General features: G+C 61.7%; 21 protein-coding genes. 14 read left to right on the top strand and 7 right to left on the bottom strand.

The features are described from left to right. Positions 1–352: 352 nt before the first annotated feature. The 6 genes from D9X30_RS23380 to D9X30_RS23355 all read right to left on the bottom strand — a co-directional run bounded on the left by D9X30_RS23380 (position 353) and on the right by D9X30_RS23355 (position 4,581). Positions 353–712 carry a hypothetical protein gene (locus tag D9X30_RS23380; RefSeq protein WP_228771125.1) on the bottom strand — a complete coding sequence of 120 codons (360 nt, stop codon included), beginning with the start codon at positions 710–712 and terminating at the stop codon, positions 353–355. Further along, positions 712–1,017 (bottom strand): hypothetical protein, encoded by a 306-nt coding sequence (locus D9X30_RS23375; RefSeq protein ID WP_153950180.1) that lies wholly within the window; start codon positions 1,015–1,017, stop codon positions 712–714. The genes D9X30_RS23380 and D9X30_RS23375 overlap by 1 nt, the downstream gene beginning before the upstream one ends. A 54-nt stretch (positions 1,018–1,071) precedes the next feature. After that, complete coding sequence (locus D9X30_RS23370; protein ID WP_249641064.1) at positions 1,072–1,344, bottom strand: hypothetical protein; 273 nt, start codon at positions 1,342–1,344, stop codon at positions 1,072–1,074. A gap of 85 nt (positions 1,345–1,429) precedes the next feature. Next, a complete protein-coding gene (locus D9X30_RS23365) occupies positions 1,430–2,656 on the bottom strand; it encodes a DUF1173 family protein (RefSeq protein ID WP_153950182.1) in 1,227 nt (408 codons plus the stop codon). A gap of 12 nt (positions 2,657–2,668) precedes the next feature. Next, complete coding sequence (locus D9X30_RS23360) at positions 2,669–4,129, bottom strand: 3'-5' exonuclease (protein ID WP_153950183.1); 1,461 nt, start codon at positions 4,127–4,129, stop codon at positions 2,669–2,671. Continuing rightward, positions 4,126–4,581 carry a hypothetical protein gene (locus D9X30_RS23355; protein ID WP_153950184.1) on the bottom strand — a complete coding sequence of 152 codons (456 nt, stop codon included), beginning with the start codon at positions 4,579–4,581 and terminating at the stop codon, positions 4,126–4,128. The genes D9X30_RS23360 and D9X30_RS23355 overlap by 4 nt, the downstream gene beginning before the upstream one ends. Before the next feature lie 159 nt (positions 4,582–4,740). Here D9X30_RS23355 and D9X30_RS23350 point away from each other — a divergent pair, with 159 nt between their 5' ends. The 10 genes from D9X30_RS23350 to D9X30_RS23305 all read left to right on the top strand — a co-directional run bounded on the left by D9X30_RS23350 (position 4,741) and on the right by D9X30_RS23305 (position 13,843). Continuing rightward, complete coding sequence (locus tag D9X30_RS23350; protein ID WP_153950185.1) at positions 4,741–5,262, top strand: hypothetical protein; 522 nt, start codon at positions 4,741–4,743, stop codon at positions 5,260–5,262. A 162-nt stretch (positions 5,263–5,424) separates the two neighbouring features. Next, positions 5,425–5,628, top strand: a complete 204-nt coding sequence (locus tag D9X30_RS23345) for a hypothetical protein (RefSeq protein ID WP_228771126.1) — start codon at positions 5,425–5,427, stop codon at positions 5,626–5,628. Positions 5,629–5,726: 98 nt separating this feature from the next. Next, positions 5,727–6,212, top strand: coding sequence for a hypothetical protein (locus tag D9X30_RS23340; protein ID WP_153950187.1), 486 nt, complete (start codon positions 5,727–5,729; stop codon positions 6,210–6,212). 11 nt (positions 6,213–6,223) lie between these two features. Beyond that, on the top strand, positions 6,224–6,454 hold the full coding sequence (locus D9X30_RS23335) for a hypothetical protein (protein WP_153950188.1): 231 nt from the start codon (positions 6,224–6,226) through the stop codon (positions 6,452–6,454). Between the two features lie 86 nt (positions 6,455–6,540). Beyond that, entirely contained in the window at positions 6,541–7,332 is a 792-nt protein-coding gene (locus tag D9X30_RS23330; RefSeq protein ID WP_153950189.1) for a hypothetical protein, read from the top strand. Further along, positions 7,332–8,087: a hypothetical protein gene (locus D9X30_RS23325; RefSeq protein WP_153950190.1), complete on the top strand. Its 756-nt coding sequence runs from the start codon at positions 7,332–7,334 to the stop codon at positions 8,085–8,087. Before D9X30_RS23330 ends, D9X30_RS23325 begins: the two co-directional genes overlap by 1 nt. Before the next feature lie 63 nt (positions 8,088–8,150). Further along, positions 8,151–11,252 (top strand): DEAD/DEAH box helicase, encoded by a 3,102-nt coding sequence (locus D9X30_RS23320; RefSeq protein ID WP_153950191.1) that lies wholly within the window; start codon positions 8,151–8,153, stop codon positions 11,250–11,252. Further along, positions 11,249–11,503 (top strand): hypothetical protein, encoded by a 255-nt coding sequence (locus D9X30_RS23315; RefSeq protein ID WP_153950192.1) that lies wholly within the window; start codon positions 11,249–11,251, stop codon positions 11,501–11,503. The genes D9X30_RS23320 and D9X30_RS23315 overlap by 4 nt, the downstream gene beginning before the upstream one ends. A 322-nt stretch (positions 11,504–11,825) precedes the next feature. Continuing rightward, the gene (locus D9X30_RS23310) at positions 11,826–13,493 is read left to right on the top strand and encodes a M30 family zinc metallopeptidase (protein WP_228771127.1); all 1,668 of its coding nucleotides are present in this window, start codon (positions 11,826–11,828) and stop codon (positions 13,491–13,493) included. A 47-nt stretch (positions 13,494–13,540) separates the two neighbouring features. Then, positions 13,541–13,843 carry a putative periplasmic lipoprotein gene (locus D9X30_RS23305; RefSeq protein WP_228771128.1) on the top strand — a complete coding sequence of 101 codons (303 nt, stop codon included), beginning with the start codon at positions 13,541–13,543 and terminating at the stop codon, positions 13,841–13,843. Between the two features lie 233 nt (positions 13,844–14,076). Here the strand turns inward: D9X30_RS23305 and D9X30_RS23300 are convergent, their stop codons facing one another. Further along, positions 14,077–15,252 (bottom strand): hypothetical protein, encoded by a 1,176-nt coding sequence (locus D9X30_RS23300; RefSeq protein WP_153950194.1) that lies wholly within the window; start codon positions 15,250–15,252, stop codon positions 14,077–14,079. Positions 15,253–15,632: 380 nt separating this feature from the next. Between D9X30_RS23300 and D9X30_RS23295 the strand changes: the two genes are divergently transcribed. From D9X30_RS23295 to D9X30_RS23280, 4 genes are all read left to right on the top strand, one after another. Further along, a complete protein-coding gene (locus D9X30_RS23295) occupies positions 15,633–17,306 on the top strand; it encodes a PRTRC system ParB family protein (protein WP_153950195.1) in 1,674 nt (557 codons plus the stop codon). Between the two features lie 73 nt (positions 17,307–17,379). Next, the gene (locus D9X30_RS23290; protein WP_153950196.1) at positions 17,380–17,826 is read left to right on the top strand and encodes a PRTRC system protein E; all 447 of its coding nucleotides are present in this window, start codon (positions 17,380–17,382) and stop codon (positions 17,824–17,826) included. 12 nt (positions 17,827–17,838) lie between these two features. After that, positions 17,839–18,063 carry a PRTRC system protein C gene (locus D9X30_RS23285; protein WP_153950197.1) on the top strand — a complete coding sequence of 75 codons (225 nt, stop codon included), beginning with the start codon at positions 17,839–17,841 and terminating at the stop codon, positions 18,061–18,063. Positions 18,064–18,153: 90 nt separating this feature from the next. After that, on the top strand, positions 18,154–19,287 hold the full coding sequence (locus D9X30_RS23280) for a PRTRC system protein F (protein WP_153950198.1): 1,134 nt from the start codon (positions 18,154–18,156) through the stop codon (positions 19,285–19,287). Position 19,288: the final 1 nt, after the last annotated feature.

Genomic DNA, 19,288 nt, shown 5'->3' with positions numbered 1-19,288 from the left:
TCTGCCAATCGAAGTCCAGTGGCACCCGTTTTACTTGGTGTCCCATAAGATCCCTAAGTGCCAAAAAAACTGCTGCGGTCCATCAGTCTGAGGATTTGTGGACTTCCTCCTTCGGAGGACGAGCTCCTTCCTATGGACGGCTCGTGGACAACCTTCAGGTTGCCCACAACCCGCCCACAGTCTCCAGCCTAGCCCACAAGCTCCACAGGCTCCGACCTACGATTGAAAGAGAAAACTATCCCCCGACACACCTGTCGCATTATATCGAGGCCCCATGCAATACGCAGCAGACAGATGGTTACATATCAGGGATTCCAGCTGTGGTCTGTCCATTCGATCTTGGTGTTTTCGCTCATTTGTTGGCCTCGAACATGTCGATGGTTCGGGTGTCCTTATCCACGTGCGCGCTGGCCGGCTGCGTTCCGTCTGGTACGGTTGCCGAAGGCGTAGAACTGCCCTCGCCAGAGGGTGCTGGGGCGCTTTGGTCCGGTGCCTGCGAGAGCGCGTGGGCAAAGTGCCGGGAATAGGTCGACACTGCGCGCCAGTACGCTGCCATCGGACCTTTGCGACGGCGCCAAGACAACTCGGCCTCGGCATTGGATTCCTCGCGGAGTTCTCGCAACACTGCGGCGATCGCTCTGCGCTGCTCCGGCGGCAACTCCAGTAGCTTCTGCGCGGCCGGTAGGCGTAGAAGTGGATTGATGTAGCCCATCAGTTCGGACCTATCGCGGTTGCCGTGTGCGTGGCATAGATCCCCGTGCCGCAGTACACACAACCCAGATGTTCGCGTTCTGCTGCCTCGATGTCGCTGACGGGAAGGGGGCACCGTGGATGGGTGCTGGCGCGAGCCAGAAATTCCACCAGCCGGAGCGCCACCAGGTCTTGATCGTCAGCTTTGGGCTGGCCAAGCAGATCGGCGGCGATTAACGCAGCAGTGAGGCGGACCAGGTGCAGGGGCGGTGCTTGATTCCGCTCATCGGTGGCAGGGGCAACGGGGGCCGTGGTGGCTGGCTTCATGGTTCTCGACGTAGAGAGTGATCACGGCATCAGCCTAGCGCCTTGCCCGTGAAGTCAAGGGGCGGTGGCGCCCGTGGCTTCCACGGTCTGAGGTATGCCGAAACGGATTGCCGCGTCGCGCAGCCGGTCGGGGTCGACCTGGCCCGACTCCAGAGCAGCGAGTACCTCTTGCGCAAAGCCGTGGAGCGCCTGCAGCTCACCCCCGATGACCTCGCCGACGAACATGTAGAGCCCGTTCGGCATGCGCCGCACCAGGGTTGTCTCGCGCGACATGCGCCCCAGTAGGGCTTCCGCATCCCGATAGTCGATCAGAAGGTGTCGCTGCACGAGGGCAACGGAAGCGGCGCGGAACCGTAGGACAAGGTCCAGAGCCTCTGCGTACTGCCTTTCGAGCAAGGCCGCGGACGCAATGTCAGGGGCCGTCATGGAAACGCGTAGGTGGCAATAGCAGAACCGAAGTGACGGGGTGCGACGTTGCGTCCCACTCGATGAACGGTGTGCCGGTAGCCTGGTAGTGGGCCCGCTTCGCCGCCGTGCGCGCGTCATAATCGGCGTTGCCAGTCAAGCCAAGCACCTCGATGACGACTTCGGGCTCGACGTCGGTCAGCACGAAATCCGGGTGCACGGCGGCGCGTCCGACGTGGCGCAATGGTTTGCGGAAGGCGCGGCCGTGGCCGACAAGATAGTCCGCCATCGCTACCTCGTGCGACGAATCGCAGGGTAGGAACTGGCGGTTCGCCAGCATAGCGGCGATATCGACTACCGTCAGGTAGTTTGACCGGGATTTTTCAACGAGCAGTACGACGATGCAGCGTTGATCGGCCTTCCCAACGCCGGCGACGGCGCCGGCGAACGATGCCTGCAGGCGTCCGTAGTGCTCGGCGGACATAAAGAACCGTTGCGTGCTCTGGCGCAGCACCACCTTGCCGCCGTATTGGGTCTGCCCATGGGATTCGAGCTCGCCGATCACGATGCCGCGATGGCTCCCAGCGGAAGTGTGGGTGAGTCGCGCCTGCCAGGTTTCGAACTCGGCCAGGATTTCCGTTTTGCGAGCCGGATCCCATCGTTGCATCACGTGCAGCAGATCGGCCGCAGGCTTGCCGTTGATGCGGCAATCGGCCAGTTCCGTGGTCAGGTGCGACCAGCAGGCGTTCCAGCCTCGGGAGCCGGTCCCCGCCCAGACGTTGAGCCCGGCTTGTTCCCACGCATACTCCAGGAATGCCAGCAGGCCTGCCGAGCGCCGTTGGGGCTTGCTGCTTTCCCCCTTGGGCGTCCGCTGCACGGTTTTGGCCGGGGTGCGCGAGCTGGCTGACAGCGTGGCGTCGAGCCGGATGTCGTGGTGGCCATCGCGCACGCGGAAGGCGTCGAGACTGTCTGCGGCGCCCCCTTTGGCAAGTGCCAGGCGGTGGAACGGACACGCGCCCGCATGGTGGTGTGCTTGGTCCGGCCAGCGAGCGAGGAGGAAGATGTCGCGGTGGCGGCGGATCACGAGCTTGGGCCGCGGCCGGCCGGCCGTGCAGCCACACTCGGCGAAGCCTTGCACGGTCCTCGCGCGCTCCAGGTGGCGGGCATAGCGGCCCGGATCTTCTAGCACATCGTCGAGGGGGAACTCATTCCCGCCTATCCGCACGGTAATCATGGTGATGTTCTCCTAGACTCCGGCGTCCCGGAACATGGAATAGAGGTCGCGCCGGATCTCACTGACGTTGAGCACATGCTTGGCGCGGGTCATGGCAACGTAGAGCAGGCGCTTCTCTTCGGCGGTCATCGTCGTCTCGCCTTCCTCGCCGGTCTTGAACTTGAAGTCGCCTGCGAGATAGACGGAGTCGAACTCCAGACCTTTGGCCCGGTGGGCGGTAGAGATGACGTAGTCCGCCTCGCTTTCCGGACTCACGCGCGTCAGGATCAGCCGGAGGTAGTCCACCCCTTCACTGTCAATCAGCTTGACGAGCGGCTGCAGGTCCCGGCCGGCTAGGGACTCGGCGTATTCCTGGACTTCTTCCCAGGTCTCGAAAAGTGCGAGGGAGGCCGGGTAGCCGATCCGCTCCCCGCGCATGAGGCGCTCGGCGCCGTCGGCGAAAGCGCGCAGTTCATCCAGCTTGGCGCGGACCGCAACGCGGTCGCCTCTGGCGATTCCTTGCGCGAGGTGTGTCAGGACCGTGGCGTTCTTCCGGCAGAGGATCGCGTTGTAGCGGTGCTGGCCAAACTCCGAGTCGTGCTCGATCCGCGAAGCGATGTGTTCCTGGCCACGAACCGGTGTGTCCTCGTCCATCAGGGACAGCATGCGGCTGGCCAACTGGGCTATGGCTGGCCCGAACCGGAATGATTCCGTGAGGGCTCGCTCCGGCGCCTTGATGAAGTCCATAGCGTTGACGGCGCCGCGCCATTCGTAGATCTGCTGGTATGGATCGCCCACGTAGATGACCTGGCACTGCTGGGCGCGGAGGACAGAGAGCATCAGGCCATCCGCATCCTGCGCTTCATCGAACAGGATGAAATCGGCACCAATGCGCGGACGGCTTAGTTGCCATAGTTTGAGGTAGACGTCGTGAGTGATCGCGCCGGCGGCGGCTGGGTCGATATATTCCTCCCAGAGGCGCTTCACGTAGGGAAGCAGCGAGGCGCGCAGCAACTCAGCTTCCTCGTCGGGGACGATCGATTCCACCGGGATATGCCAAGTCAGGGGTTCGGGCTGGGCAGACCGGCAGAACCGGGCCACGCCATCTGCGACCATCCGTGCCACCTTGCTGCCGCTAAGCTCCAGATCCTTGCCGATGGTCGTGGGCAACTTAAGGGGGCCGAGACCATAGCGGACGGCGAGGTGATGCGAGGGCTCCAGCGGGTTGTCGATCTTGCGGCTGATCTCAGGACGCGTCGCAGCACGTGCGACGGAATGGGCAGTGCGGCATTTCGTGTTGGTGGGGAACTTCCGTGCGGCTTCGGCGGCGATATCCTTATTGAAAGCCATGTACAGCCCGCGACTGCGGCCCAGCGCCTGGGCGGCCAGTTTTAGCGTGGATGTCTTGCCTGCGCCGGCATAGGCTTTGACCTTGAGCGCGCCACCTGCCTCGACGGCGTCGACAACGGCAGCCTGTTCTTCGGTAGGGGTCATGGTGCGCAGATCTCCAGTGCCGCTTGCTCTGGCAGCATGGCCAGGACGCGCCGGCGGATAGCAAGTGCGTGCTCGCGGGACGCCGTATCGCGCCGTTCGGCCTCGCCGCTGACGCCGTCGACGATGTATGCAAAGTAGAGGGCGGAGGTGGGGCCGGTCCACGCCAGCCATTTGGCGCGGATTTCCGCTCGCTGTTCCGGGGTCAGGGAGAAATAGACGGCGCGCTTCTCCCTCCAGATCCGGGCGTGCAGAGCGCGCGTTGTACGCGCAAGGTTGTCAGAGCGTCGCTGGCGACGCGCCAGTTCCTCGTCCGCTGTGTGCTGCTCGGCAGCCACGTGCTCCGCAAAGAGCGGGTATCTAGCGCGCTCGCGCAGCTGCTTACGCGCGAATGCGGCCTGGCGGCGGGTATTGAAGTCGATGGGTTCGTGGCGACCGAGTCGGGTAAATCGCATGGCGGCTAGGTATGGAATGGTCTAAGACCAAGATACCGGCGCAACAGCGAAGTCAAGGCGGCCGGCGGGCGAAGTTCGCCGCCAACCATTTTCAGGGCGATTTCTGCCGGGCTTAGGCTCGAAAGCTATAGAATTTGGTGCGCCTTTCATCGGAAAACCATGTCGCACACGCCCATTAGCCGAGAGGTATCCCTCGGAAACCGTCCCCAGAGCGAGCCGCAGCTCATTGCGCCCGGAGAGCCGGAGTACGGCGAGATCGCCCGGCTGGACGCCTTCATTTTCAAGCGCTATCTCGAGCGCGTGTTCTGGCACCCGCGCCCCGAAGTGCTGCGCTTTGAGGTCCGTGCGGTTCCGTCGCCTGTCGGAAGCGTGTACGACGTCGTTGCGCTCGTGGGTCAGGGTGAAGGTGAGGTGTGGTTCTCTGAAGCGGCTGTGCCAGTACGCTGGGACTATGTGGCAATCACCGAGGCGACGGATGGCCTAGGACGCCTGCAGCGCGACAAGCTGAAGGCACAGGGCAAACTTCCTGAGGATTACAGACCATTCATAGGCGACGGGCCAATGCAGGACTACTCGAACCTGGAAAACCCGGAAGAACTTTCGCAAAGGCGCTGGTCGGTGGTGAACCGTCTGCGCGAAGCGAATCGCCTTGCACGGCAGGCGGCTCGAAAGCTTAGGTAGAGCGCAGCGAGATGCTTGTCCGGGCCGTCAAGGCGCGGTAAGATTCGCCCGATTCTCCGCGCTACTGCGCATCGACCTCGCCGGCGTTCCGGCCATCTTCTTCTTTCACCCATTGGGGCTATGTCCCCCATGGGTCATGGCTCCCATTTCTTTGGAGCCATCATGTCTCACATCGACGCCCCTGAAACTGCCGGTGCCATCGTTGCATTGGTCGTGATTCTCTTCACGGCGCTGTTCTTCATCGTCACGACGGGAAGCATTGCGCTGCTGTACCTGCAGTTGTCCACACTGATGATCGCCGCCCTGGTGGTTGCGGTCCTGTGGGTGCTGGCAAGGTTCTCGCATCTGTCGGGCCAGCCGGCCTGACCATCGCCGCGCGCAGCCTTCACGGGCTGCCGCGGCCCTCCATACCCATCCGGGAAGCGTCCCGGTGGGGCGTTTCCCGTATCCATTAAGGAAACGCTATGTTCCATCCCAAGACAATCGACATCGAAGTCGGGCCAGTTCCCGCTGAGGAACCCTGCGCGCAAGTCGGCCAGGACGACTACAGCGAGCGATCGCGCCGCGAGTGCGCGGTCTACATTCGACAGCTGCAGCGCATCTTCAGCTATCCCGATCCCGCAATCCTACGGTTCGAGCGCCGCGGCTTTGCGCATGAGCTTGGCCGCTACCACGAGGTGGTGGCCATCATGACCGCGAAAGGCGCAGACCTGTTCGACGAGTCGAAGCTGCCCTGCGAATGGGATCACATCGCTCGTGCAGAACTGACCTGGCTGCGGCTGCAGCGACACTGGTGGGAGACCGTTCAGGCTCGCCCGTCCGCGATTTCGCTGGTGCCGGACATCTTCCAGCGCAAGGAGATTCCGGACTTTCCGGACCATCCGGCTGCGATGTGGTGGGCGATGGGTTTCATGCCCATGCCGGCTGGCCGAGCGATCTCGATTCACTAGGAGCGCGCGCCATGAACACGATTCAGAAGTGCACGGTCATCGTGCATGTCTCCGGTGGCACGGTTCCGTACGTCGAGAGTGACGGCCACGTGAACGTCGTGATCGTCGACCACGACATCGAAGGTGTCGAAGAGACAGATCTCAAGACGCTCCCGGATGGCGGCGAGGCAACTGTCCGCCAGGAAGCGGCGGCGGATGTGAGCCGGCAGTCTGCGCAACACTGGCTGGACTTGGCCGTGTAGCCGGCGCGGCGTAGTTCCGGCAGTTCCATTCCATTCCCCTCGGGAGACCTTCCCGACGGGGCGGTCTCCCCATTATCGAGACCGCCATGTACAACCAAATCATCGAAAAGTTCATTGCCGCACAGCAAGCGGCCCGTCAGGCCTATCAGGACGCCGCTAACTTCGAGCGCGACATGCTCGCCGGCACCGGCACCGACGAACCGTTTTTCGCCGTAGGCGTGCGTTCGGCGTACCAGCAAGAGAACGAACTCGAGAAGTTCTGCCAATCTTTGGCCGGTAACATCGTCAGTCGGGCCCGCAGGGAGTTTGCTCCCTTGGGCGCCCGGCTCGATATCGACAATAGCGCCGAGTACGAGCGTGCCGGCCTGGATATCCACGAAGCCCTGAAGAAGGGGGAAATCCCCGACCTCGACAGGCTCTGGGCGTCGCTCACTGCCTTCTACAAAGGTGATGGCGGGGCGGCAACGGCCTACCGTCAGGCCGCGTCGCGGATCGTGCGCAACTTTGGCCTGCATCGTAACGCCGAGGTAAAGCGCACGGCGGCCGGCGTGGTGCTCAAGAAGCCGGTCTATACCGAGACGTCCTACAGGTCGAGCCGGCGCAGGGTGGGGTATCACAGCACTCAGCCAACGGCAGATTGCCTGATGGGTCTCGCCACTTTCGCGGTCAAAGCGGGTAATGCGCTGCTCTCGAAGCAGCTAACGGGCATCAACCTGTACGAGCTGGAGTACGTCTCGCGCGAGAAGATCGCCATGCCGGGTCTGGACATCACCTTGTTCAACGACAAGTGGGAGTTCAAGTTCTGCAACGAGCTGGCGGAGGCGCTGATGCTGTTCATTGGTGAGTACGGCCAGGAAGCCATGCAGGAGCGGCACTGATGTACAACGCGCTTGTAGAGGCGTTCCGTGCAGCGCAGGTGGCCTCCGCTGACGCGTTTGCACGGGTTAGCGCGCTGGCAGCGCAGGCGGGCGCCGAGGCCGTGGTCGTGCCGTTGCATGTTGACCATCCCTGCGAATTTCGTCGCTTCCTACGCCGCCTGGTGGCAAGCCTGATCGACCGGGCGAGCAACGAGTTTGGCATCGACGGGGCGCCGGTCAGCATCGACGAGACCCGCATCCCGGTCAACGGCTACCCGAACATCTGGGAAGCCATTCGTGCCGGAGAAACGCCGGATCTGGACCGGTACTGGCGGGTGCTCGCTGAGCGGTACGAACACTGCGGGCGGGCCCTGGCATGCCGTCAGATGGCCGAGACTCTCGCCGCCTCGCTGCAACTGGATTTGCCCAATGCGGTCCGGCGCTTTACCAAGGTCACGCGCTTGCGGCTCAAGGCGCCGTCGGTGGCGACTGCGGTGCGTCCGATGCGGCGCATAGCGGTGGAGGCGCACGCCGAAGTCCGCGCAGCATTGCTCGCGCTCGCGGCGTTTGCGCAAGACGCGGGTGAGCCGGCGCTGGCCGGGTGCCTGCGGCAATTCGATCACGGTGAAGCGTTCGGCCCCCAGCAACGGCGGACCTTCCCCGGGCTGGATGTCCTGCAATACAACGAGTACTGGGAGCTGCGGTTCTCCGCAGCCCTTGGTGAGCGCCTCCTGGCGTTCGTCGACCAGCATCTATCCGAGCCAGTCGCCGCTTAAGCACCCCGGGTCTCTTCTCCTTGCCCCGTCATCGACGGGGCTTTTTCTTTTCTGGAATCCCTTATGACAAATTGGTACGAGCCCTTGCGGGCCATCGTCAGCCTCGGTTCGCAGGCGGACAAGATCGCCCACATGGGTGAACTGCACGCCGCGCGTCAGCGGCATCTTTCCCAGTTCTTCACGCCCGATGCGATTGCTCGCCTGATGTGGGGCGTCGTGGAGGGCTGGCGCCCCGGCCGTAAGGTCGCGGTGCTGGACAATTCCGTTGGGTCGGCGAGGCTCCTGCAGTTTGCCGATCCTGCGCTACACGCCATTTATGGCGTCGACGTGCATGAACCGGCGATCGCAGCCGTTCAGCAAGCCGTGGAGGCCGCTGGCTTTGAGGGCAGCTTCCGCCAGGCTGGGATGGAGGAGATCCAGCCGCGTCATTTCGATGTGGCCATCATCAATCCGCCGTTCTCGATCCACCTCGAATCGCCTCACCTGCAGGCTTTCGGTTGCACCACCTGGGGCCGGTTCGGGCCGAACACCAGCGCTCTCAGCCATGAGTACGCGCTGGCCCAGGCGCTTGAGGCGGCACAAGTCGTGGTGGCGCTGCTGCCAACGTCCTTTGTCGACCGGTTTGTGGGCGTCCTGGACCACCGGGATGCGCATAGCACGGCGGCGCGCCGCGTGGTCGGCATCTTCGATCTACCGGTGTCCGCTTTCCGGGAGGAGGGCGCCACGGTTCACACGTCCATTGCCGTATTCGGTCGCTACCGCATGGGAAGGGTCGTACGGCAATCCCATGGCGACTTCTCCGTGCCCCTGCCGACGCTGGATCTGAACGTAGACGATCGGCATTTCCATGAGCCGCGCCTGAACCATCAGGTTTTGGACGACGCCGGACCCGCGATCACGCGGCCAGTGACCACGCAGAAACGGGTACGCATTGCCCATGACGGGCGGCGAATTGTCCTCGGGTTCGAGTGTGGTTTCGTCGAGGCGATGGTGCTCAACAGGCTGCTCGACAGTCGAATCGTGCCGATGGACGGCCAGCGGTTGCCCAACGGCATGCGCTACGCCGGCAGTGGACGCCTCGATCTCGAAGCCTATCTGGTGCAGCATGACCCGATGGCCGCGCTGGATGGGCTGCTTCGGCTGATTCGCGATGCCGGCGGCGTGCCGCAACTGGCGCCGGGTTTCCTGGAGCATTTCGGGAAACGGATCCGGCGCAGCGCGCGCCAGGCCACGCCCCTACGGCATACGGTCTGGACGACTGGCGTCCATGCGGCGGACGCGATCTCCGGCGTGGCGCTCAAAAGCCATGTCGTGGATCCGTTGAAATGGGGCAGCCCGGTGATCAAGGCTGGCGAGACGGTAGCATTCGCCCGCCAGCCTGACGGCCGTTATGCGTTTCAGGCCGGCGGCGCCGAGTTCGCGTTGACGCTCGACGAGCTCATGAGCAGGTTTGCCGTGAGCCGATCGGCGCAGACATGGGAGACCGTGCACGAAGGCCTCGCGGTCCGGTGGCCAGGCCAGGCACTCGCACTGCGACGGCGCATGCAGGCGCTCGGTATTGACCGTTGGCTGAACTGGGAATTCCAGCAGGATGATCTGGTGGAGTTGCTGCAAAAGCCGTGCGGCGCCGTAGCCGCCTGGGAACAGGGGTGCGGCAAGTCGCGGCTCGCCGCGGCCTTGATCCTGTTGTCCGGGGTCAAGCATGGGCTGATCGTTGTCGAGGCGCGGTTGGTGCCGGAAATGCGCGCGGAGCTGGCGCAGATCCTGCCAGCCGATGCCGTCAAGGTCATCGACTCGCCGGAAAGCCTGGGCGAATTGGGGCAGATCAATCTCATTGCCTACGAGCGCCTTCGCATGCCGGTTTGCCGCAATGCCTCCAAGCGCGTGACCTACGCCCATCGGTTGCGACGCCGCATCGGGCTTTTGGTTGCCGACGAAGGGGAGCGGTTGTCCAACCCGAACAGCGACCAGAGCCGAGCGCTCTGGCAGCTTTCGGCACGGCGTCGCTACATCCTGACCGGCAGTCCGATAGCCAACTACCCTCGGGACGTGTTCGGCTTGATTGCATTCACCGGCGGCGATGGCACGGCGGCCCAGCCCTACGGGTACCGCCGTGGGTACCTGGACCGCCAGTGGCTGGCCACCGCGCAACATGCTCAACGTGGCGTGGACCGCTTCCGGGATGACTTCGTCGTTCTGGAATGGGTGACCTGGGAGTTTGCGGAAAGCTTGCAAGACGGCGCGAAACGGGAGGTACCCAAGATCGGGAACCTGCCGCTGTACCGCCAGATGCTGGCACCCCACGTCAAGCGTCGGCTGGTTTGCGAGCCCGACGTGGCCAGGTACATCCAGATTGATCCGCCGGCAGTCGAGGTGGTTGAGACGGACTGGGACCCGGCGCACCTATCCCTGTATTTGCGCACAGCCGACGAATTCGCGGACTGGTATCGGGATATCCGTCGTACAGACGGACGCTCGAACAACCTGATCGCGATTTTGGCGCGCATCCGCGCGGTGCACTTCGCCGCCAACTACCCGCAGCATGGGGTCGACGGCGTCGGGGCGCTGGGGCAGTTGACCAGTAAGCAGCGCGCCGCGATTGACCGGTTGGAAGCGATCGCCGCGGAAGGGAAGCAGGCCATCCTGTTTGCCGAGAATCCCGGAGTGATCGATTTGATCGCCGGGCAATTGAAGGCCCGTGGCGTCGATACGGTGCCGTTCCATGGGGGCATTCCAATTACGAAGCGCGTGGCCGACAAGGACAAGCGGTTCGTGAAGGGTACGGCCACGGGGCTGCTGTGCACGAAGGGCTCCGGCAGGGCAGGGTACAACCTTCCCAACGCCGACTACGTGCTGTTCTACGACCGCTCGTGGACGTGGCGCATCGAGTATCAGGCGATGCGACGTGCTCTGCGATGGAACCGGAAAGGGCAGTTGAAGGTGATTTATTTCCACCTGCCGGGAAGCATCGATGTCTACCAGGATCAGATGGTGGCGCACAAGCGCGACGCCATGGAAGCCGGTTTGGACTGGGCGACACCGGAATTGGAAGACGAGGCGTTCCTGCACATGGACACGCTTCTCGATGCCTTTGTTGAGGATCTGGCGGCGCTTCACGGCCGCAAGAACCGCGACCAACGTCAACTGCTCAAGGAGGCAGCATGAAGGCGAATGAATGCAGCATCGCTCTGGGCGAGGGTGTGGCAACGGTCAAACGGCGCGGCACGCGCAGAACGACCGTCGCCAAGATCCTTGGCACCTTGGAAGCCGATGGCGTCGAGATGATCTGTCTTGATCGCCTCGTCCACGGTGTCTTCGAGACGGAGATGGGCGGCTGGCAGGTCAGCGGGGCTATAACCACCATGCTGGCCAGACCTATCGGCCCGTTGCCGGAGAAAGACACCCAAAATTGCTGAGCTTTCGGGGGATTCACCACCCATAAACCACCATAAGATGGTTTCCGTAGCGCCCCGCTACGGAAGCTCTCTCAAGATGGACCCGTTCCTCCCCGCCCTCCTCGTGAGGGCGTTTTTTTTTGTGAAGCCGTTGTGTGTGTCCCCTTTGGATGCACCCGTGCCAGTGGCTCCTGTGACTAAGGGTTATCCCCCATAAGCGGGGTGGTGAGCTCGGCAATTTTGCCGATATTGAGATGCCGCGAACTGAAGGTGGCGGCCAACGAAACAAGGAGAAATACTCATGCGCAACCAGCGCACTTTGTCGTTCCCAGGGTCTCTCGCAATGGCACTGCTGACGTCGGCCGTATTGGCGGCTTGCGGCGGCGGTGGTGATGGCGCTGAGCCCGCCACGCAATCCACCACGACGGCTAGCACGGCCCCCACCGGCCCGGCGACCCAGACGCCCGCCGAGCCCGTGGCCAAGCCGACGAGCGTCGTAGCGCCGGCCTGCTCGAACTGTGCCGCCGTGGATGCGAACACCTATGCGGGCACCGGCGTCGGCGTGTGGCAGAACATCAATGCCACGGCTGGCGCCGTCGACATGCCGATCAGCATCGACGGGCTCAAGGGCCAGGACGTGACGCTCGTGTTCACGAACCAGTCGGGCACCGCCCAGACCATGCCGACGATCCCGCTGACGTCCTCGTACTTCCCCACGGTGGCCGCGAGCGCCATTCAGTGGGATGACGGTACGAACGAGGTCAAGCGCCGTATCTCCGACTTCAACCGCGATGGATGGGCGGTGAAAGCTGGCGCCCGTGGCACGGCCCCAAGCAATTCCTCGTTTGGCGCCACGCCGCTGCGCGCTGCCGCCTACACGCCAGGCGACACCCGCACCTTCTATCACGAGGACAACACGCAGCGCACCGTGACGCTGATCCGCACCGATGCTGCGTCGGATGGCACGACCGTGAACTTCTGGGTCGAGAGCACCGAGACAAGCCCGAGCAAGGTGAGCACGGCGATCGTGAACGCCCTGTACGCCGGCTTTGTGCCGAGCGGCAAGATCTATGACATGTTGAAGCAGACCGGCGGCCCGGTCTGGGGGCCGCACGTGTACAGCGATCTCATCAGCGGTGCGGTGGCACAGCCGATCGACATCGTGATCCTGAACTTCGATCACAATACCCAGCCGTTCGGCATGGTCGGCTACTTCTACGGCCGCAATGCGCTGACGGCGGCCGCAGAACCGCTCAGTAACCAGTCGGTATCGTTGTATCTGGACTCCGAGACGCTGTACCTGGGCGGGCCGGAGGGCATGAAGGCGATGCTGCTGACCATGGCGCACGAAGGCATGCACATGCAGAACTTCTACCGCCGTGGCGTGGTGAAGGGCCCGGCCTATGCCTTCAGCACGTGGCTGGAAGAGGCCTCGGCAATGATGATGGAGGACTTCGCGAGCCAGTCCATCGACCCGACGTACAACGCGGTTCGGGACGTTCGCTTCCCGAACTACATCAACTACAAGGCCGGCTCGTACAACTGCAGCCTGCTGACGTGGGACCCGTTCGGCGCAGCCTGCGACAGTTATTCGGTGTCCGGCTCGCTCGGTGGCTTCATGGACCGACAGCTGGGCCTGGGCTTCTACAAGCATCTGCTGAACAATGTGAGCAGCACGGACTCGGTCGCGGTGCTGGACTCGTCAATCAAGGCGACCGTGCCGACATCCGGCCTGGGCGAACAGCTGCGCCGCTTTGCTGCCACGTCGGGTGCGCTGATGAAGGCGCCAAGCCCGACCGGCTTTGGATTCCCTGCCCGCGCGGAAGGTGGCTTCACGCTGCCAGTAATCGATCCGCAGGCGCTGGTGGCCAGCCGCACGCTGACGCAATCGGTGCCGGCGACGCTCCAGCCCTACGCCAGCCTCCCGGTGGTCCGCAAGGCGGTGAATGGCACATATAGCGAAACGGTCAAGGTCCCGGCCAACTCGACGCTGTCGGTCGTGATTCAATAATGGCCAAGGGGCGGCACCCGAACCGCTCCCATTTCTCTTCGAATCTGATGCGAAAGATCCTGATTTCGGCAATGACGGCCCTTGGTCTGGCGGCTTGCGCGACAGCGGCAACCGAGCGCAAGCAAGAGCTCCTCGGCGAGATTCACATTAAGGGCAACGAGCCGTTCCCTATTGTGATGCTGGAGACTGAGGCTCACTCGAGCTGGGAACTGGTCGGCGTGCCGTTGGACCAGGCGCGCTCGCTGACCGGGCACCAGGTGAAGGTGCAGGGCACTGTCATCCGTGCGCCGGGCCCGGGAGTGTGGTTGCCTTCCGTGCGCGTGGATCAAATGTCGATCGGCCAGCGATAGCTTAGGCCTTCTTGCCTGCCACCCGCGCGGTAAGTTATATCTCTGATCGATTGGCCCGGCAGAGTGCCAGAGGACGGGAACCTGCGGGTCGGACCGACTGTCGCCAACATTCAGTCTGGAGACGGATGGTGGCGAGCACAACTATCTGAATGGCCCGGCCCGGCATCGACGACGCGCGCAATCACCCCGTATGGGCCCGCACTGTTGGCTACGGGCGGAAGGGAGAGGGCATGCTAAAAGCTGCTGCTTTTGAAGTAATCGGGAATGCTTTTAAGCCCATAACTGCTGGCGTTTTCTATTCCTCCAGCTTCTAGATTAAAAGAGCAATTTTCACAAAGAATCGTAGTTGTGTAACGAAACCCGCTGACCGAAATCAAATCACCATCATCCGACACATCTTGCTGAATATCGCTTTCTTCATATATTACGAGCGACTTCACTCCACAAACGCAGCATTCCTCAATGTCGGCGAAATCATTCTCTGCTTCGACATTGGCTATCCTTTCCGCCCGACGCTTGTGGCGACTTCCGAAAAGTTGATCCAGCGTGATGTTCGGCTTAAAACCCGCTTTGGTCTTTCGACGTTTTCTCCGCAACCAATGTGGATGCTTGATCGGATTTTCAAACGCGGCTCGGCCAAGCTCCTTCAATAACGCGATCTTGCCGATTGATGGCTGTTTCTTAGCGGCCTCTTTGATAATTTCTTCAGCTGGCGAGATCCCACAGGAGAGCGGCGTATGGAGCCAATCCGGGGTCGTCATGAAATGACGGTTAGAAATCACATCACGGACAAAAGGAAGGATATGTCCGCCGATGAATTGGTCCAGCGCTGGGTATCTTAGTACGTATCGACCCCGGTGCCACACTCTATTGCGTAGCGTGTTTAATTCATGAAGTGCGGCATAGTGTTTTTCTATAAACTGGAAGCTCGATGCATTTTTCAGTTTGTTGGATTTTATTAACTTGCTCAGTCGATCGAGCGCCTCAGAAAACTCAATAGATTTAAGACTTGATGCGGCTGAATCATCTATTTTCTTACGATGAAGTACGGCGTGAAGGACGTCGACCTTTTTTGAAAGATCGGTGGCGAGTATGACGTGATCACGGCGCAGGATTCTCTTGCAAATTAGCTCGGCGAAATGTTGGAAATGAATGATAGCTTCTGTCGCATTCTCGCTATATTCCTGATTGTGATTGCGGTCAATATCGTTTTGCTTTTCCGCATCTGTTTTAGCGTCTGGTGGCGAGTAGCTTGGGTCGAAGATATATAAACGGTGCTTGAAGGATTGATACGTCCCAAAATACGCCTTTAGTGCAATCCTCAGAGATGCAATGGCAAGGTCCGTTTCAGCGTCTCGGGGGGCGCCATATTGAAATCCATCTTTTGCTATTACTTCAGGTGTTCGCATAATCTAGAGCCTGCGAGCTCGTTCTTTGTCAAATTATAGAGTTGCGGCCGGTGCCGGAGCTCCATTGTGGAAAACCATCCACGTCGAAGTGGGAGATCACGTTCTTGATTCGTTAATTCCATAAGAAGCAGTGTACCGCGTACGCGGTCCATAGAACTCCAGCCGTCAGCCGGGGAAGGCAGGGTGATTGCCGGCGCGCTGAATTTTGGGTATTCTTCCTGGACCTACCGCGTCCTAGACGCATCGACCCCGCACCTTCTGGTGCCAGCTTCTGCAGTACGGTGGCCGGCCAGCATCGCCTGGTAGTCCATCCTTCCATCCCATCGGGAACCACGTTCCCGGTGCGGCTACGGGTTCCCCTATTCTCGCGAGAACCCAAAATGCAAAACCCCACTGTCGTTATCGGCAAGATCCGTCCTGGCTGCAACCCGCGCAAGTACTTCGACGCTGCGGAAATGGCTGAACTGACCGAATCCATTCGCGTGGATGGTGTCATTCAGCCAATCCTCATTCGTCCCATCGAGGACGAAGAGCACGGCCATGAGTACGAGGTGGTAGCCGGCGAACGCCGCTACCGCGCTGCTCTTGCCGCCCACGGCGACGGGTACGACATGCCTGTCAATATCAAGGTCCTGACGGACGCCGAAGCGCGTCGCTACGCACTCATCGAGAACGTGCAGCGCGCGGACATGGCGCCGTCGGAGGAGGCGGCGTCGGCAGCTGAAATCGTTGGTCAACTGAAAGGCGACCGCGACGAAGCAGCCCGCCAGCTTGGCTGGTCCCGCTCCACGCTCGACAAGCGCCTGGCGCTGATGAACTGCAGCGAATCCGTTCTGGAGGCGCTCAACACACGTACCATCCAGCTCGGTCACGCCGAACTGCTGGCCACGCTCGCCAAAGACAAGCAGGACAAGCTTCTGCCGGTCATCGTGAGCGAGAAGAAGCCCGTTGCGGAACTGAAGAAGACTATCGAGGCCGCCGCGTGCAGCCTCGAATCGGCCATCTTCGACAAGACGGAATGCGCGGCATGTCCGCACAATTCTTCGTTGCAAACCGAGATGTTCGGCGAAGCCATTGCCACCGGCAATTGCACGAACCGTGCATGCTACGACGGGAAACTCGGCAAAAAGCTCGAAGGCATTGCCTATGGGCTGAAGGACGAGTATCCCATCGTGCGCATCATCCGCCCCGGTGACAACCACACCCGGATCCAGTTGAAGGTCGAAGGCCCGACTGGTGTTGGCGATGAACAGGCGAAGGCCTGCCACGCCTGCCAGAACTTCGGCGCGGCTGTCAGTGGCCTGCCCGATTCCATGGGCAAGGTCTACAGCGGCCAGTGCTTCGATACCGTCTGCAACCAGCAAAAGGTTGCCGCGCGTATCAAGGCCGAGAAGGAGGCCACCAAGGCGCCTGCAGCCAATCCAGCCGCAGGTGGCAAGGCGGTCCCTGCGAAGAAGGGCGACCAGTCCTCTACCGCGGCCGAGAAGCCGGTGACGTCGATCAGCGAGGGTGAAAAGGTGAAGGCTTACCGTACCGCCCTCTGGCGCAAGGCACTGCGCAAGGAAGTCGCGCAGAACGCCGACCAGGCGAACTCGTACCTTCTGGCAATTGCACTGAATGGGCTGGCGCGCAACATCGCCGGCGACGTGATGGGTAAGTTCTTCGAGAAGCTGACCGAGCAGAAGTCGTCGTCCTCGCTGCAGGGTTGCCTGACTGCCATCCACGCGTTGGATGAGCAGAAGCGACAGCAGCTGACGATCGGCCTGACCGTAGCAGCCATCGATGGCGTGGAGGTGGGCAATCTCCGCGAACTGTGCCGGTATCACAAGCTGGACCTGCGCAACCACTGGAATCTCCAGCAAGCGCAGGATTTTCTGGAAATGCTCACAAAGTCGGAGATGAAGGTTCTCGCCGACGAGTTGGGTATCCGCAAGGTGCTGGGCGATGGGTTCGCCAAGCTGTTCAACAAATCGAAGCCCGAAGTCATCGCCGGCCTGCTGGCGGTTGACGGCTTCGACTACACCGGCAAGGTGCCCAAGGTTCTGGGCTACTGATCCGTTCACCTATCCATCTGCAGAGGGCGCCAGTCGGCGCCCTCTGTCATTTCATTCCCCAAAAGGATTCACCATGTTCACCCAATTGATCCCGCTCGTTCGCGCGAGCGACAAGGTCGTGCTCACGCTGACGATGCAAGGCGACACGATGTCCGTCGTTGTGATGCCCGTCATCAAGGACGCTGCTGACCCCGCACTGACCCGGCCTCTGATCCTGTCGGCTACGCCGGCGGAACTGGATGCCGAGTTTGCGGCGGCCGTCACCAGCGTAACCGAAGCTCATCGCTCGCTTGCCGAGCAGGCCGAGGCAACGAAGTCGATTCTCGATGCTGCCAAGTCCACGCAATCGTCCAAGGCGACGAAGGCGCTGGCCAAGGCAGCGTCACCCTCGACGTCCGAAGCCACCAGCGATGCCGGTGACGATGACGAAGCAGAAAGCGGTGGCGGAGCGCAACTGGAGGCGAAAGCCGACTCGAGCACACCGGCTTCCACCGGTACCGACCTTGCTTCCCTGCTGTAAAGGAGAACTGCCATGGCACTCGAAGTTACGCAGCTCACCCGTGAGTTTTCCTACAACGGCATGACGTTACCTGATGTGGGCCCGCAGTTCTCGCCCGACCAGGTGCGCGATGTCTACTCGGCCCAATACCCCGAGCTGACCACCGCCGCGGTGGACGGCCCGGAAGTGAAGGGCGGCATCGCTTGCTACACGTTCGTGCGCGCCGCTGGCGCCAAGGGCGCATATGCGCAAGTCTGACCTGATGAAAGCACTGGCCTCCGGCCAGTTCTCTTCCACTACGAAGCCGCCCGAGAGGGCGGTTCTTTCGCATTCTGAGGAGACTCAACAATGTTGTTCGACCCTCGGTCGTTTGTTTCAGCGGTCGATGCAGGACAACCCGCATGGACGCCTGCGCGACAGCATCCCGTTGCCAAACGTCGACCTGCCCTTGATTTTCTGACGCTCCCGGCCATCCCGGAGGGAACCCCCAGCCGTGCGCTTCTGACCTTCGGGGATGAAGTGGACGTAAAGGACCTCGTCATCGAGCAGTTCAAAGCAGGCGTGCTCAACGCCAGCCACGTCTCGAACGCGTCTGGCGCTGGCGATGCCTTCGCTCAGGCATTCCATGCGTGGCTTGCCACGCGCGTTCCCACGACGAAGGTGCTCAGTTTCGACTTCGCCCTGGTGGATCAGGCTGCGGTTGACGTTGAGATATCCGAGTTCGGCTTCGACATGCAAGACCGCTCGTCGCTGTATCTCGGGATCCGGCTGGAAGAGGAAACGGTCTACACGCTCACTGCAGAGCGTGCCGACGCGTTGCGTCAGCTAGATCCGTCGCTGGTGCACATGACGTTCCATCTGGTCCGCGCGGCTGCTTGTAAGTCGCTGCACGTTCGCACACCCGATGATTTGCTGGATATGTTTGGTCGATGGCATTGGGACTACGAGACGCTAACCGATGACGAAGAGGCGCGGGAGCACCTCAAGGAACGGTTTGGCGCCGACGATCCGGACATTGATCGGTATCTGCCTTCTGTGGTGCGGGCCGCGATCGCGCCTGATGAAGTACTTCCAAAGTGGCAGTGGGCGCGACCTGACTGGCCATTCACGCTACTGAGCCGCAGGAAGCTACGAAAGCTCGCGCGCCAGGGCCAGAATGACTGGCGCGGCGGATTCTGTAGCGCACTGGCGGACCTGGATCTGGCGTTGGAACGGATGGGAGATGCATCCCTCATGCGTAATGCACAGTGGGCAGAACCGGCGTACTCCGCTGCGACGATCGCCTACCAGCACAGCGACTACGTTGGCGAAGTGCTCGACGACCACTTCGAGTGCGCCAACAACGGCGGATATGCCACGTATTTTCAATGCTTCATTCCGTTCGCTGACAAGCCCAAGTCCATCCGGGCCCAGTACAGCGCTCTGCACGAGACCCTCAAGCTGATCGCGCTACTGGATCGGGTTCTTGAACATTTCATTTGAA

It is taken from the genome of Cupriavidus sp. U2 (assembly GCF_009663685.2).
Taxonomy (GTDB): Bacteria; Pseudomonadota; Gammaproteobacteria; order Burkholderiales; family Burkholderiaceae; genus Cupriavidus; species Cupriavidus necator_C.
The sequence above is the reverse complement of the archived record's forward strand: the minus strand, read 5'-3'. Positions and strand labels throughout refer to the sequence as shown.

What these genes read in the sequence shown, in the direction of transcription:
- D9X30_RS23355 (WP_153950184.1), bottom strand. Translation starts at nt 4,581, where the DNA reads ATGCGATTTACCCGACTCGGTCGCCACGAACCCATCGACTTCAATACC.
- D9X30_RS23335 (WP_153950188.1), top strand. Translation starts at nt 6,224, where the DNA reads ATGAACACGATTCAGAAGTGCACGGTCATCGTGCATGTCTCCGGTGGC.
- D9X30_RS23285 (WP_153950197.1), top strand. Translation starts at nt 17,839, where the DNA reads ATGGCACTCGAAGTTACGCAGCTCACCCGTGAGTTTTCCTACAACGGC.
- D9X30_RS23360 (WP_153950183.1), bottom strand. Translation starts at nt 4,129, where the DNA reads ATGACCCCTACCGAAGAACAGGCTGCCGTTGTCGACGCCGTCGAGGCA.
- D9X30_RS23315 (WP_153950192.1), top strand. Translation starts at nt 11,249, where the DNA reads ATGAAGGCGAATGAATGCAGCATCGCTCTGGGCGAGGGTGTGGCAACG.
- D9X30_RS23365 (WP_153950182.1), bottom strand. Translation starts at nt 2,656, where the DNA reads ATGATTACCGTGCGGATAGGCGGGAATGAGTTCCCCCTCGACGATGTG.
- D9X30_RS23320 (WP_153950191.1), top strand. Translation starts at nt 8,151, where the DNA reads ATGACAAATTGGTACGAGCCCTTGCGGGCCATCGTCAGCCTCGGTTCG.
- D9X30_RS23290 (WP_153950196.1), top strand. Translation starts at nt 17,380, where the DNA reads ATGTTCACCCAATTGATCCCGCTCGTTCGCGCGAGCGACAAGGTCGTG.
- D9X30_RS23330 (WP_153950189.1), top strand. Translation starts at nt 6,541, where the DNA reads ATGTACAACCAAATCATCGAAAAGTTCATTGCCGCACAGCAAGCGGCC.
- D9X30_RS23380 (WP_228771125.1), bottom strand. Translation starts at nt 712, where the DNA reads ATGGGCTACATCAATCCACTTCTACGCCTACCGGCCGCGCAGAAGCTA.
- D9X30_RS23345 (WP_228771126.1), top strand. Translation starts at nt 5,425, where the DNA reads ATGTCTCACATCGACGCCCCTGAAACTGCCGGTGCCATCGTTGCATTG.
- D9X30_RS23280 (WP_153950198.1), top strand. Translation starts at nt 18,154, where the DNA reads ATGTTGTTCGACCCTCGGTCGTTTGTTTCAGCGGTCGATGCAGGACAA.
- D9X30_RS23340 (WP_153950187.1), top strand. Translation starts at nt 5,727, where the DNA reads ATGTTCCATCCCAAGACAATCGACATCGAAGTCGGGCCAGTTCCCGCT.
- D9X30_RS23375 (WP_153950180.1), bottom strand. Translation starts at nt 1,017, where the DNA reads ATGAAGCCAGCCACCACGGCCCCCGTTGCCCCTGCCACCGATGAGCGG.
- D9X30_RS23310 (WP_228771127.1), top strand. Translation starts at nt 11,826, where the DNA reads ATGGCACTGCTGACGTCGGCCGTATTGGCGGCTTGCGGCGGCGGTGGT.
- D9X30_RS23295 (WP_153950195.1), top strand. Translation starts at nt 15,633, where the DNA reads ATGCAAAACCCCACTGTCGTTATCGGCAAGATCCGTCCTGGCTGCAAC.
- D9X30_RS23350 (WP_153950185.1), top strand. Translation starts at nt 4,741, where the DNA reads ATGTCGCACACGCCCATTAGCCGAGAGGTATCCCTCGGAAACCGTCCC.
- D9X30_RS23300 (WP_153950194.1), bottom strand. Translation starts at nt 15,252, where the DNA reads ATGCGAACACCTGAAGTAATAGCAAAAGATGGATTTCAATATGGCGCC.
- D9X30_RS23325 (WP_153950190.1), top strand. Translation starts at nt 7,332, where the DNA reads ATGTACAACGCGCTTGTAGAGGCGTTCCGTGCAGCGCAGGTGGCCTCC.
- D9X30_RS23305 (WP_228771128.1), top strand. Translation starts at nt 13,541, where the DNA reads ATGCGAAAGATCCTGATTTCGGCAATGACGGCCCTTGGTCTGGCGGCT.